Genomic DNA, 12,526 nt, shown 5'->3' with positions numbered 1-12,526 from the left:
GGCGCAATCATTCGGGAGCCGAAGTCTGCAGGGCAAGGGCATGCAGAACGCCGCCCATATTGCCCTTCAGCGCATCATAGACCATCTGGTGCTGCTGCACGCGGGTCTTGCCCTTGAATGCTTCCGCAACGACTTCCGCCGCGTAGTGATCGCCGTCACCGGCCAGATCGCGGATCGTGACCTTTGCCCCGGGAATTCCCGCCTTAATCATGTCTTCAATGTCGCCGGGTTTCATGGGCATGGTGTTTCTCCTTAATTCATTCTGCGGCGAGCAAAGTTTCGCCGTCCATGAATTGAGGGAACCACGATTCATAGGCCAAGTGCAATTCTTTAATCTCGACAGCCCGCGCCGTGCCCAGCTTTACGCTCGCACCGCCGGTAACGCCGATTGCGGGGCAGGAAACGCCCGCCGCCTTCGCCGCTGCCTGGACCTTGTCGAGATCTGTCTTCTTTACTGTCAGGACGTAACGACCCTGGTCTTCGCCATAGAAGGTGAGGACCGGATTGTGGCCTTCGACCGCATCGATCGTCGCGCCGATGCCGGAGGAAATTGCCATTTCGGCAACCGCAAGCGCCAGACCGCCCGAGGAGCAATCGTGAACCGCTGTCGCAAGGCCATCGGTGATGAGCGTGCGGACGAAATCGCCGTTTTTCTTCTCGGCTGCCAGATCGACGTGCGGTGCCGGGCCATCGATGCGGCCATGGATGTCGCGCATGTAAACCGACTGGGCGATGTGGGTGCCGAGACCGGCAGGCGCGCCGACCAAGAGCACCACTTCTTCAGCAGCGGCAAAGCGGATGCGCGCCATGCGGCCCCAATCCTTCAGCAAGCCAACGCCGCCGATGGTGGGGGTGGGCAGGATCGCCTGACCGTTGGTCTCGTTATAGAGCGAGACGTTGCCGGAAACGATCGGGAACTCCAGCACGCGGCAGGCTTCGCCGATGCCCTTGATGGCATGAACGAGCTGGCTCATGATCTCCGGCTTTTCGGGATTGCCGAAATTGAGGTTGTCGGTGGCCGCCAGCGGCAGGGCGCCGGTTGCGGTGATGTTGCGCCAGCATTCGGCAACGGCCTGCTTGCCGCCTTCGAAGGGGTCAGCCTCGACATAACGCGGCGTCACGTCGGAGGAGAAGGCAAGCGCCTTCTTGTCATGGCCTTCAACGCGAACCACGCCGGCATCGCCGCCCGGCAGCTGCAGGGAGTTGCCCTGGATCAGCGTATCGTACTGTTCGTACACCCAGCGGCGCGAGGAGTTGTTGGCCGAACCGACCAGCGAAACCAGCGCATCGGCAATATCGGCCGAAGGTACGTCGGTTTCCGAAAGCGGCGCCTGAACCTTGGCGGGCGTCCACGGGCGGTCATATTCCGGAGCCTGATCGCCGAGATCCTTGATCGGCAGGTTGGCGACTTCCTCGCCATTGTGCAGCACGCGGAAGCGCAGGTCGTCGGTGGTCTTGCCGACGATGGCGAAGTCCAGACCCCATTTAACGAAGATCGCCTTGGCGACCTCTTCCTTGGAGGGCTCGAGAACCATGAGCATGCGCTCCTGGCTTTCCGATAGCATCATTTCGTAGGCCGTCATGCGCTCTTCGCGCACCGGTACGGCGTTGAGATCAAGCTCAATGCCGAGGTCGCCCTTGGCGCCCATTTCGACAGCCGAGCAGGTGAGGCCAGCAGCACCCATGTCCTGAATGGCGATGACCGCGCCGGTCTTCATCAGTTCGAGGCAGGCTTCCAGCAGGCACTTTTCGGTGAAGGGGTCGCCGACCTGAACGGTCGGGCGCTTTTCTTCGATGGACTCGTCGAATTCGGCAGACGCCATGGTCGCGCCGCCGACACCGTCACGGCCGGTCTTTGCACCGAGATATACCACCGGCAGGCCGACGCCCTTGGCTTCCGAAAGGAAGATCGCATTGGACTTGGCAAGGCCAGCAGCAAAGGCGTTGACGAGGATGTTTCCGTTATAACGCGGATCGAATTCCACTTCGCCGCCGACGGTCGGCACGCCGAAGGAGTTGCCGTATCCGCCGACACCGGCGACGACGCCAGCCACGAGGTGGCGGGTCTTCGGATGGTCAGGCGCGCCGAAACGCAGCGCATTCATGGCGGCGATCGGGCGTGCGCCCATGGTGAAGACGTCACGCAGGATGCCGCCGACGCCGGTCGCCGCACCCTGATAGGGCTCGATATAGGACGGGTGGTTGTGGCTCTCCATCTTGAAGACGACGCAGTCGCCATCGTCGATGTCAACCACGCCGGCGTTTTCGCCGGGGCCCTGAATGACGCGCGGACCTGTTGTCGGCAGGGTCTTCAGCCACTTCTTGGAAGACTTGTAGGAGCAGTGCTCGTTCCACATGGCCGAGAAGATGCCAAGCTCGGTAAAGCTGGGCTCCCGTCCGATCAGGTCGAGGATACGCTGGTATTCGTCGGGCTTCAGCCCGTGGGATGCAACGAGTTCCGGGGTGATCTTGATGGAATTTGGAATCGACATAGGTCTCACGCGGTTCGAGCCGAGGAAAGTTTCCGGTTCTTTAGCGCAAGAGGCTCAATGGCGCGACAGGAAAATGCGCTGTTTTGCCGGTTAATTGGCGGTTTATGCCGTTATTCGCTGGCGGCGCACGGTCTGCGCGCCAACGCACATCGGGTCATGCCACGCTCTCATATCCGGCGGAGCCATTATCGAGCAGGTGGCGGAGGACGCCGAAGGCATGCGTCAGTTCCTCGCGGGTGGAGGGGCCTGAAAAGCTGATGCGGACGCGGTGGAAAACCTTGTCCGTCCGTCCGGCCTTGAACTCGTCCTCGTCGTCGATCAGCACGCCTTCCTTCATCGCCGCATTGCGGAAGGTGCCGGAAAGCCAGGGTTCGGGCAGTCTCAGCCACAGGAAGGCGATATCCGGCAGCGAATTGAAATCCAGTCCGGCAAAGGCCCGCCGGGCAATCGCTTCGCGTTGATTGATTTCTGCGATGCAGTCCTTGCGAATGTCATCGGCGTCGCCGCTATTGACGAGGCGCGCGTTCAACTCGGCCAGCATGAAGGGCAGGCCGCCCGTCAGCATCGAGTGGGAAATGCGGATACGAGAGGAATATTGCGCTGGACAGGCGACCCAGCCGCCGCGCACGCCGGCGGCGACGGATTTCGACAGGCCGCCGACCACGAAGGTGATATCGGGCGCAAATTCGGCGATCAGCGGGATCGCCTCGCGGGTCATCGCGCCGTAGAGATTGTCCTCGATGATCCACACGCCGTAACGGCGGGCAATATCGGCAATCGCGCGGCGGCGCTCTTCCGGCAGGGTGGCGCAGGTCGGGTTCTGGCCGGCCGACATCAGGAAGATCATCTTCGGATGCTGCTGGGCGCAGACGCGCTCGAAATCATCAGGGACAATGCCGTTCTCATCCGCTTCCACCAGCGTCACCCGCCGACCGGCAAGGGCGGCGCTGCGGCTGATGTGGGAATAGGTGACGGGTTCGAAGACGATACGGTCGCCCGGCGCGGTCATCGCCGTCACCACACTCATCACCGCCGCATGGGCGCCGAGCGTCGAGACGATGTTTTCCGGTTTCGGCGACCAGCCGTTCTGGGAAAGCCAGCGAACGCCCGCCATGCACCAGCTGTCGGGGAAGGAGCGGGCGTAATTGGTGATATCGTACGCATGCTCACGGGTGACGGCCTCGATGTGCCGGGCGATCAGCCCGCTCTGGCCGACATCCGGTGCCGCCGTCGTGTTCAGCCTGAATTCGGCGCTGCTGTCGATGGCGTGGCGTGTGCTGCCGAAGGCCGCCGCTGCCGGTTCCAGGGGCAATGAGGGGGCAGGGGTCTTGCGCTCATTGACATAGGTGCCGCGTCCGACCTCACCGCTGACGAGGCCACGTTCGTGGATGAGCGCATAGGCCCGGCTGATTGTACCGATTGTCACACCGAGATCGTAAGCAAGATTGCGCTGGGGCGGCAGTTTCGAGCCGGCCTGCAGGGTGCCGTCGGAAATCGCGCCTTCAATACTGTCGGCGAGGCGAAGATAAATCGGGCCGTCGCCCTCGGTGATGTCAGGAAGCCAATTTGTCATGGTGACAATTTATGCATTGTATCTGTCTGGAAGTCAATTGTATTTATTGTCTGCATTAATTGAGGATCAACGAACGGAGACAATAGGTGCAATATGCGCAAGATGGATCAATACCTTTCGACAGCGGATACACTCTATCCTGATGGCTACGAACGGGAACGCGTGTTCCGCGATGCCGGCGACATGGTCGCACCGGCGCCCTTTCCGGCCAAGATCGCCCACACGCTTATTGGTCGCCTGATTGCGGGCTTGTTCAATTGGCACCGGAAACGGCAGGGACGGCTCGCTTTGCGGGAATTGTCCGACGATCTTCTGGAGGATATCGGCGTTACGCGGGATGAGGCCCTCAACGAGGCCGCAAAATCGCGGCTTCTCTCCTGGCCCTCCCGGTCGCTTTGATTTTTTGTCGGAGAGCGGTGCCTTCTTTCCCCGGCACCATCAAGCCATTCGGCAGCCCGCCGCGCCACTCCCAACCGGCGCTGGCGGGTTTTTTTAATGGATTGCCGAGAGCCTCTTTGCCAAATCGACAAGTACGTTACAGGGATTTCTTGCGCCGGCACATCCGTGTCCCTCATTCCTGTGCTTGTCACAGGAATCCAGCCGATGCGCGTCTGCGCGACGGAAGGACTCCTCTCAGCCCAAGGACTTGGGCTGGCTGGATCCCTGTGACAAGCACAGGGATGAGGATAGAAACGATGCATCCCAAGCTAAGAACTAACCGATGCGCCCGCCGCGGACCGTTTCCGCGCTTGTCGATCAGCAGCCCTTGCCGCCGTTCGCCCAGCGCTTGACGTCGGTTGCGATGCGGCCGGAAATGGCTTCGTTCATCACGGGTCCGAAAGCGTCGAGCTTTGCCGGATTGCCTTCGGCCTGAACCACCAGCATGGGGCGCGATTCCGGGCTGTTGCGCGGCACGAGCAGGATGCGCGGGCGGCCGGAGAAGGAGTTGAGTTCAGGGGCCAGACGATAGGCCTTGAAGGCCGCATCGCCCGACTTGAACCAGCAGGCATTCGCGCCAAGCGCGATCCGTTCCATGGTCGGCAGGGCCGCGCGGGAGACGGAGGCAGCCGGCTGCGGTTTCGGTTGGCAGGCGGCAAGTGCGGCGGCAGCGAGGATCAATCCGGCGGCTTTATGGGCATTGTGTCGAAGAAGACGGGGCATCAGGTCATCCAGAAGAAAAGCCGAAACAGCGCCGAAAGCCGGCATCAAAAAAGGCGGGCCTGAAGCCCGCCCGGTCTATCAGGCTGCGATGACGCCGAGCGCCGAAGCGAAGAGGCCGCGGCCGTCATTGCCGCCATGGGCGGCTTCGATGAGGTTTTCCGGATGCGGCATCATGCCGAGAACATTGCCCCTGGCGTTGATGACGCCGGCAATGTCGTTCAGCGAGCCGTTGGGGTTGGTCCCCTCGGCATAACGGAACACCACCTGGCCGTTGCCTTCCAGCGCCTTCAGCTCTTCGGCTTCGACGAAATAGTTGCCGTCATGATGGGCGACTGGGCAGCGCAGGATCTGGCCCTTGTCGTAAGCGCGTGTGAAATCGGTGTCGTTGTTGGCGACTTCGAGCTTCACTTCACGGCAGACGAATTTCAGCGAGGCGTTGCGCATCAGCGCACCGGGCAGCATGCCGGCTTCGACCAGAATCTGGAAGCCGTTGCAGACGCCGAGAACCTTGACGCCTTTTTCGGCCTTTTCGCGGATGGCCTGCATGACCGGCATGCGCGCGGCGATGGCGCCGCAACGCAGGTAGTCACCATAGGAGAAGCCGCCCGGAATGACGATGAGATCGACATCGGGAATATCCGTTTCCGTCTGCCAGATGGTGACGGGCGCGCTTCCGGAAATTTTCGTCAGCGCCGCGATCATGTCGCGGTCGCGGTTGAGGCCGGGAAGTTGGACGACAGCGGATTTCATGGACGGCGGCTCCTGCGGCTTCAGAGGATGGCGATAGCGTAGTTTTCGATGACCGTGTTGGCCAGGAGCTTTTCGCACATCGCCTTCAGGTCGGTCTCGGCCTTGGCCTTGTCGGCGCCTTCCAGCTCCAGATCGAAGACCTTGCCCTGACGGACATGGCCGACGCCACCGAAACCGAGGCTGCCGAGCGCGCCTTCGATTGCCTTGCCCTGCGGATCGAGAACGCCGTTCTTCAGCGTAACAGTCACCCGTGCCTTGATCACCTGATCTTCTCCTGATTTTACCTTGTTAGGCCAATATTACTTCACGAGGCCGATATTACTTTACCAGGACAGGACCGGTGCCGCGGATCGGTTCGTTTTCATTGATGATGCCGAGACGGCGCGCCACTTCGGAATAGGCTTCCACAAGTCCGCCCATATCGCGGCGGAACAGGTCCTTGTCCATCTTTTTCTGGGTCTCGATGTCCCACAGGCGGCAGCTGTCTGGCGAAATCTCATCGGCGAGGATGATGCGCATCATGTCGCCTTCAAAGAGCCGGCCGCATTCGATCTTGAAATCGACGAGCTGGATGCCGACGCCGAGGAACAGGCCGGACAGGAAGTCGTTGACGCGGATGGCGAGCGCCATGATGTCATCAAGCTCGGCGGGGTTGGCCCAGCCGAAAGCCGTGATGTGTTCTTCCGAGACCATCGGGTCTTCCAGCTCATCCGACTTGTAATAAAACTCGATGATCGAGCGCGGCAGCACCACGCCTTCCTCGATGCCGAGGCGCTTGGAGAGCGAGCCGGCGGCGACATTGCGCACGACGATCTCAAGCGGGATCATCTCCACTTCCTTGATCAGCTGCTCGCGCATGTTGAGGCGGCGGATGAAGTGGGTGGGAATGCCGATCTTGTTCAGATGCGTGAAGACATATTCGCAGATACGGTTGTTCAGCACACCCTTGCCGTCGATGACTTCATGCTTCTTCTTGTTGAAGGCGGTCGCATCGTCCTTGAAGAACTGGATAAGCGTGCCTGGCTCCGGACCTTCGTAGAGGATCTTGGCCTTGCCTTCGTAAATACGGCGGCGACGGTTCATAATTGCAGGTCTCTTGGTTGACGCCGATTCTGGTGGCGTTGCGTTTGGTCTTTGAAGCGGTCCCATAAAGGAAAAGAGTGCATTCTACAATGCGGCTCGCATATTTCCCTTCAATTCTTGTGACAGGCCGGAGAAACCGCGGCACCCGGAAAATGGGCTTCCGGGGCAGATCGAAGGGGAGGCGGCCCGCACGGCCGCCGCCGTCAGGGCTCGACAGCCTTCAGCCTGCTCAGGAACTGGGCGAACACCATGCCGCCTTCCGGCCACGGACCATGGCCGGACTCGCTGTTGATATGGCCGGACATGCCGGCGTCGATCAGCAACGAACCCCAGGCGGCGGCAATGTCATCGGCGTGTTCATAGGAGCCGAAAGGATCGTTCCGGCTGGCGATGGTGATCGTCGGGAAAGGCAGCGGATCGCGCGGGTAAGGCCCGAAGGTCATCAGGTGCTTGGGCCGGATATCGGGATTGGCGACATCGGGCGGCGCAACGAACAGCGCACCGGACACCTTCTTGCCGATTTCCGGCAGGGCGTGGATGACGGTCGGCACGCCAAGGGAATGGGCGACGAGGACGATGGGCTTGGTGGAGGCGTTGACCTCTTCCACCAGCCGGGCGACCCAATCTTCCTTCACGGGTTTGGCCCATTCGGCCTGCTCGACGCGACGGGCGGTGGAAAGCTTGCGCTCCCAGCGGCTCTGCCAGTGGTCGGGGCCGGAATTGGTATAACCGGGGACGATCAGGATATCTGCTTCTGAAACTTTCATGCGCCCATATCTGTGTTGTGATGCCGCCGCGATCAAGGTCGCGGCGACATTAACTTCAAGGTCTCTTACTCAGCTCAAGTCTCAGGCGTTGCCGAAGACGCGGGTGAAGATCGTGTCGACATGCTTGGTGTGGTAACCGAGGTCGAACTTTTCGCGGATGACCTCTTCGGGAAGTGCGGCGCGCACTTCCTCGTCGCCCAGCAGTTCCTCAAGGAAGTCGGCGCCCTGTTCCCACACCTTCATGGCGTTGCGCTGGACGAGACGATAGGCGTCCTCGCGGGAAACGCCTGCCTGCGTCAGCGCCAGCAGAACGCGCTGCGAATGCACGAGGCCGCGGAACTTGTTCATGTTCTTCAGCATGTTGTCCGGGTAGATCACCAGCTTTTCGATGACGCCGGCCAGACGGTTCAGCGCGAAGTCGAGCGTGACGGTCGTGTCGGGGCCGATGGCGCGCTCGACCGAGGAGTGGCTGATATCGCGCTCGTGCCATAGTGCAACGTTTTCCATTGCCGGAACGACGGACATGCGCACCAGCCGGGCAAGGCCGGTGAGGTTTTCGGTCAGAACCGGGTTGCGCTTGTGCGGCATGGCGGACGAACCCTTCTGGCCCGGCGAGAAGAACTCTTCCGCTTCCAGAACCTCGGTGCGCTGCATGTGGCGGATTTCGATGGCGACGTTTTCGATCGACGAGGCGATGACGCCGAGGGTCGCGAAGAACATGGCGTGGCGGTCACGCGGGATGACCTGCGTGGAGACCGGCTCGGGGATGAGGCCGAGCTTTTCGCAGACATGTTCTTCGACGCGCGGATCGATATTGGCGAAGGTGCCGACGGCGCCGGAGATCGCGCCCGTGGCGATTTCGGCGCGGGCATTGACGAGGCGCTCGCGGTTGCGGTGCATCTCGGCATAAAAGCGGGCAAAGGTCAGACCCATGGTGGTGGGCTCGGCATGGATGCCGTGGCTGCGGCCGATGCGCACCGTGTTCTTGTGTTCGAAGGCGCGGGTTTTCAGCGCTGCCAGAACCCGGTCCATATCGGCGAGCAGAAGATCGGCGGCGCGCACGAGCTGGATGTTGAGCGTGGTATCAAGCACGTCCGACGAGGTCATGCCCTGATGCACGAAACGGCTGTCGGGACCGACAAATTCGGCAAGATGGGTGAGGAAGGCGATGACGTCATGCTTGGTGACGGCTTCGATTTCATCGATGCGGGCGACGTCGAAGGTGGCGCTGCCGCCCTTTTCCCAGATGGTCTGGGCAGCCGACTTGGGGATGACGCCGAGTTCGGCCAGCGCGTCACAGGCATGTGCCTCGATCTCGAACCAGATGCGGAACTTTGTTTCCGGCGACCAGATGGCGACCATTTCCGGCCGGGAGTAACGAGGGATCATGGCAATGACTTTCTTTGTGGAGGAATTTTGCTGCCCGTTTAGCAAAGTGTTCCGGTAATCTCAATCTATCAAGCCACATGCCTATGTTGCTCGTTGCGCACGTCGGCAAAGGAATGCACCCGCAGGCAGGAGCGGAACGGCGGCAAAGGGTAGATATAATCCAAGACCCAGAACGCAGAACTGGTAAATCGCGCCGAGCGATGTGAAGAGTTGCTGGAAAAACCAGATGCGGGAGAATGCCGGCGCGTGCCATTGCGCATAGAAAATCCGGTACTCGAAAGCGAAGAACGCCGCCGCGATAGCCAGCGTGAAAAAAGCGATGGCAAGACAGGCCGCCGCGAAACGCAGCGGCAGGGCGGTGGACGGGGGGAGGAAGTGCAACGCGGCCATGGCTAGCATCCAGCCGAAAAGGCCGCCCACGAAGAAAAGCGTGATTATGTCGGTGGCGTGGTCGGTTTCCAGCCGGTTCCTGACATAGAGGCCGATGGCGGCGGCCGCGGCTGAGCAGAGGGCCCAGACAAACGCGCCGAGCAGCGTAAATAGCGCTGCCGAAGCCGTGTCCCGGAACCCCCGCCTGTCGCTTCCCATGAAAATCCCCCCAACGCCTTGCTGTGCCGTCTCCGGCCTGTCCGCATTCAGCGGTGGCGGGCTACGTCCGCCCGGCTTCCGCCGCCGCACGCAACTGAGCGACGGTCTTGCGGTAGTCGGCGACGCCATCGCCCTTGAAGACGGCCGAGCCGGCCACCAGCGCATTCGCACCGGCGGCAACGATTGCGCCCGCGGTTTCCGCCGTCACGCCGCCATCCACTTCCAGTTCGATCGGCCGGTCGCCGATCATTGCCTTTGCCGCGCGGATCTTGTCGAGCATGGCCGGAATGAACTTCTGCCCGCCGAAACCGGGATTGACGCTCATGATCAGGACGAGATCGACATCATCAAGCACGTTCTCGATAACCGAAAGCGGCGTGGCGGGGTTCAGCGTCACGCCGGCCTTCCTGCCGAGCCCGCGGATCGTCTGCAGCGAGCGGTGCAGGTGAGGCCCTGCTTCCGCGTGCACGGTGATGCTGTCACAGCCGGCCTTGGCGAAGGCTTCGAGATAGGGATCAACGGGTGCGATCATCAGATGGCAGTCGAAGAACGCCATGCTGTGCGGGCGCAGCGCCTTGATGACATCAGGGCCGAAGGAAATATTGGGGACGAAATGGCCATCCATCACATCGAGATGGATCCAGTCCGCGCCTGCTTCCGTGACATCGGCGACTTCCTGTCCGAGCTTGGCGAAATTGGCAGCCAGAATGGAAGGGGCTATGCGGATGGGCAGGGACATGGGGCAAACTCCTCTCGACGCGTTGCGTAAGCTGCCTTTAACATCAAGTATCCGGGTTTGAAACGGCTGGCCGCGCGGTTGCCGGCGGTTTTCAGCCGCGTTTCATCGAATTTCCGTTGCTGCCGCGTTGCCTATTGTCTTTCCGCCTTGTCCGCCGGTTCGAAACGCTGGCCGTTCCAGCGCTGCAGGCGATAGGGATTGTCGGAAAGGTCGTGTGACGGGTTGAAGCCGAGATCGCCGATGACGGTTTTGAAGACGGCGCCGCCAGCCAATATTTCCGGCCCGGGTTTCGACTGCGCCTGCACTGCCTCTGCAAGGGCGGCGGTGAGTTCGGCCGCGGCATAAGCGGGCAGGATATAGCCCTCAGGTTCGATGCCTGCGCCCCGCAATTCGCCGGCGATGGCTTGGGCGGAGGGTAGGGCGTCATAGGCCGGGCGCGTGACGGCCAGCACATTCGCGACCAGGGGAACCGGGTTGTTGGCGGCGTTCATGGCGTCGCCGCCCATGATGGTCAAGGGAAGGTTTTCGGATGCGGCATCCCGGGCGATGATCGCGACGTCGTTGCGCTCTGCGCCCACGAAGACATGGGAGATGCCGGTGCGCGCCAGCCGGCGCACCAGCGCTACCTGCTGTTCCTGGTTGGGCCGCATCGTATCGGTGAAGGTGGGTTTGAGGCCGTTTTCCTCGAGCGCCGAGCGGATGCGGTCCACCAGCTCGCGGCTATAGATCGTGCCGTCATCCACAAGTCCGATGGAGTGTCCCTTCCAGTCGCGCAGGATGACTTCGGCGATCCTGTCCGATTCGGCCCGGTCTGATGGGGCGAGGCGGAAGAGCGGCCAGCCGTATTTCAGCGCATCTTCCATCAGGATCGGCGCGCGGCTGGAAAGTGTGATCGCGGGAATGGCGGCCGCTTTCAATGGCGGCAGAACGCCCTGAAGCGTCTCCGTGCATAAAAACCCGATCGCGGCGCTGACCTTGGCCGCCACGAGGCCATCGGCAATCGCGCCGCCGCTGCCGTCTTCGCAGCTCTCGTGGATTTCCACGACATCAAGCCCGAGCTTGGCCGCCGCCGCCTTCGCCCCCTGCCGCATCTGCTGGCCCAGAAGCTCGTAAGGACCGTTCTGCGGGGCAACAATGCCAATCGATGCCGCGCTTGCTGAGCCCGCGAAGGCAAAACCGGCGATGATCGTTAGCAGGCGAAGTGAAAGCATGACGCGATAGAAATCCTGTTGTCCCGGCTTGATGTTTATCGGCAACAACCGGTTTTCCAAAGGAAAAATCGCTGCGGTTTCATCTTAATCGCATATCGCCAAGCGCAGGGCGGCGGTTTTGATCGGAAGTTGCCCGATTCGAGGGCGCGGAGCAGTCCAACAACTTTTGATTGTTTGCGTTCGGTGCAATTGCGCGCGACCGGTCTCACGGCGCGGCTGTTCTTGCGGTGAAGTTGTTCCTCCTTTGCGCCGACTGGACGAGGAGGTATTTCGTGTTCCTGCCGTGAGTTGCGTTACTTCATAAATCTATTACATGTGCCGCGTATAAGCACAGTTTAGAAAAGACTGAGCTAGGTTTATGCTTTTCAGAGTGCAGCACAAAAACATGCACATTTTATTATCAATTGCATAATTTATTGATATATATGACGAATATATAATCCTTCCAATTATTCACCGCTTTTACGCCATGTTTTTTTCGCATTTGCGAGAAGATTTGCTTGACGGAAAGTAAATGATTAGCTTAGATGTAACTGTTTCAGGGGACGACTGAAATTGGCTGTAACAGGCCTCGGAAAGTGTTCCGATTATAAGCACTGCCAGACTATATTACATTCTATATTCTATTTTTTTCATTACGTATAAACCGCTTCAGGCAACTGGGGCGGTTTTTTACATGAAGCTAATTTAAGCAATTTTAAATTGAATTCTGAAAGCCTGGCGCAAAGACGTTCTTTCATTTTTGTATTTCTGGAAAAGATATAGCGCGGAGA

The 12,526-nt window shown here is 60.4% G+C and carries 13 protein-coding genes; 1 reads left to right on the top strand and 12 read right to left on the bottom strand.

Annotated features, from left to right (window positions below):
- Window positions 1–7 precede the first annotated feature (7 nt).
- The 3 genes from ASB65_RS05525 to ASB65_RS05515 all read right to left on the bottom strand — a co-directional run bounded on the left by ASB65_RS05525 (window position 8) and on the right by ASB65_RS05515 (window position 4,065).
- A complete protein-coding gene (locus ASB65_RS05525; RefSeq protein WP_003507909.1) occupies window positions 8–241 on the bottom strand; it encodes a BolA/IbaG family iron-sulfur metabolism protein in 234 nt (77 codons plus the stop codon).
- A 16-nt stretch (window positions 242–257) separates the two neighbouring features.
- Window positions 258–2,492 carry a phosphoribosylformylglycinamidine synthase subunit PurL gene (gene purL, locus ASB65_RS05520; RefSeq protein WP_060723267.1) on the bottom strand — a complete coding sequence of 745 codons (2,235 nt, stop codon included), beginning with the start codon at window positions 2,490–2,492 and terminating at the stop codon, window positions 258–260.
- Between the two features lie 154 nt (window positions 2,493–2,646).
- Window positions 2,647–4,065 (bottom strand): PLP-dependent aminotransferase family protein, encoded by a 1,419-nt coding sequence (locus ASB65_RS05515; RefSeq protein WP_003507913.1) that lies wholly within the window; start codon window positions 4,063–4,065, stop codon window positions 2,647–2,649.
- Window positions 4,066–4,158: 93 nt separating this feature from the next.
- On the opposite strand from ASB65_RS05515, the gene ASB65_RS05510 reads away from it, so the two are divergent.
- Entirely contained in the window at window positions 4,159–4,464 is a 306-nt protein-coding gene (locus ASB65_RS05510; RefSeq protein WP_060723266.1) for a DUF1127 domain-containing protein, read from the top strand.
- A 357-nt stretch (window positions 4,465–4,821) separates the two neighbouring features.
- Here ASB65_RS05510 and ASB65_RS05505 read toward each other — a convergent pair whose 3' ends face one another.
- From ASB65_RS05505 to ASB65_RS05465, 9 genes are all read right to left on the bottom strand, one after another.
- Entirely contained in the window at window positions 4,822–5,271 is a 450-nt protein-coding gene (locus tag ASB65_RS05505; protein ID WP_376903711.1) for a hypothetical protein, read from the bottom strand.
- A gap of 33 nt (window positions 5,272–5,304) precedes the next feature.
- On the bottom strand, window positions 5,305–5,976 hold the full coding sequence (gene purQ / locus ASB65_RS05500; protein WP_060723265.1) for a phosphoribosylformylglycinamidine synthase subunit PurQ: 672 nt from the start codon (window positions 5,974–5,976) through the stop codon (window positions 5,305–5,307).
- A 20-nt stretch (window positions 5,977–5,996) separates the two neighbouring features.
- A complete protein-coding gene (gene purS / locus ASB65_RS05495) occupies window positions 5,997–6,239 on the bottom strand; it encodes a phosphoribosylformylglycinamidine synthase subunit PurS (protein WP_003507918.1) in 243 nt (80 codons plus the stop codon).
- 55 nt (window positions 6,240–6,294) lie between these two features.
- Window positions 6,295–7,059, bottom strand: a complete 765-nt coding sequence (purC, locus tag ASB65_RS05490; protein WP_003507919.1) for a phosphoribosylaminoimidazolesuccinocarboxamide synthase — start codon at window positions 7,057–7,059, stop codon at window positions 6,295–6,297.
- A 203-nt stretch (window positions 7,060–7,262) separates the two neighbouring features.
- Entirely contained in the window at window positions 7,263–7,826 is a 564-nt protein-coding gene (locus ASB65_RS05485; RefSeq protein WP_003507920.1) for an alpha/beta hydrolase, read from the bottom strand.
- Between the two features lie 81 nt (window positions 7,827–7,907).
- Window positions 7,908–9,215: an adenylosuccinate lyase gene (gene purB, locus ASB65_RS05480; protein WP_060723264.1), complete on the bottom strand. Its 1,308-nt coding sequence runs from the start codon at window positions 9,213–9,215 to the stop codon at window positions 7,908–7,910.
- Window positions 9,216–9,296: 81 nt separating this feature from the next.
- Window positions 9,297–9,803: a hypothetical protein gene (locus ASB65_RS05475; protein WP_060723263.1), complete on the bottom strand. Its 507-nt coding sequence runs from the start codon at window positions 9,801–9,803 to the stop codon at window positions 9,297–9,299.
- Window positions 9,804–9,864: 61 nt separating this feature from the next.
- Window positions 9,865–10,542 (bottom strand): ribulose-phosphate 3-epimerase, encoded by a 678-nt coding sequence (gene rpe / locus ASB65_RS05470; protein WP_003507931.1) that lies wholly within the window; start codon window positions 10,540–10,542, stop codon window positions 9,865–9,867.
- A gap of 131 nt (window positions 10,543–10,673) precedes the next feature.
- A complete protein-coding gene (locus tag ASB65_RS05465; protein ID WP_174014723.1) occupies window positions 10,674–11,801 on the bottom strand; it encodes an ABC transporter substrate-binding protein in 1,128 nt (375 codons plus the stop codon).
- Between the last annotated feature and the right edge of the window lie 725 nt (window positions 11,802–12,526).

It is taken from the genome of Agrobacterium tumefaciens str. B6 (assembly GCF_001541315.1).
Taxonomy (GTDB): domain Bacteria; phylum Pseudomonadota; class Alphaproteobacteria; order Rhizobiales; family Rhizobiaceae; genus Agrobacterium; species Agrobacterium radiobacter.
Note: the sequence above shows the minus strand (reverse complement) of the source record. Positions and strands in the feature narration are given on the sequence as shown.

Excerpts from the sequence above, each read along its gene's own strand:
- ASB65_RS05525 (WP_003507909.1), bottom strand. The coding sequence starts at position 241 with ATGCCCATGAAACCCGGCGACATTGAAGACATGATTAAGGCGGGAATT.
- purL (WP_060723267.1), bottom strand. The coding sequence starts at position 2,492 with ATGTCGATTCCAAATTCCATCAAGATCACCCCGGAACTCGTTGCATCC.
- ASB65_RS05515 (WP_003507913.1), bottom strand. The coding sequence starts at position 4,065 with ATGACAAATTGGCTTCCTGACATCACCGAGGGCGACGGCCCGATTTAT.
- ASB65_RS05510 (WP_060723266.1), top strand. The coding sequence starts at position 4,159 with ATGCGCAAGATGGATCAATACCTTTCGACAGCGGATACACTCTATCCT.
- ASB65_RS05505 (WP_376903711.1), bottom strand. The coding sequence starts at position 5,271 with ATGCCGGCTTTCGGCGCTGTTTCGGCTTTTCTTCTGGATGACCTGATG.
- purQ (WP_060723265.1), bottom strand. The coding sequence starts at position 5,976 with ATGAAATCCGCTGTCGTCCAACTTCCCGGCCTCAACCGCGACCGCGAC.
- purC (WP_003507919.1), bottom strand. The coding sequence starts at position 7,059 with ATGAACCGTCGCCGCCGTATTTACGAAGGCAAGGCCAAGATCCTCTAC.
- ASB65_RS05485 (WP_003507920.1), bottom strand. The coding sequence starts at position 7,826 with ATGAAAGTTTCAGAAGCAGATATCCTGATCGTCCCCGGTTATACCAAT.
- purB (WP_060723264.1), bottom strand. The coding sequence starts at position 9,215 with ATGATCCCTCGTTACTCCCGGCCGGAAATGGTCGCCATCTGGTCGCCG.
- ASB65_RS05475 (WP_060723263.1), bottom strand. The coding sequence starts at position 9,803 with ATGGGAAGCGACAGGCGGGGGTTCCGGGACACGGCTTCGGCAGCGCTA.
- rpe (WP_003507931.1), bottom strand. The coding sequence starts at position 10,542 with ATGTCCCTGCCCATCCGCATAGCCCCTTCCATTCTGGCTGCCAATTTC.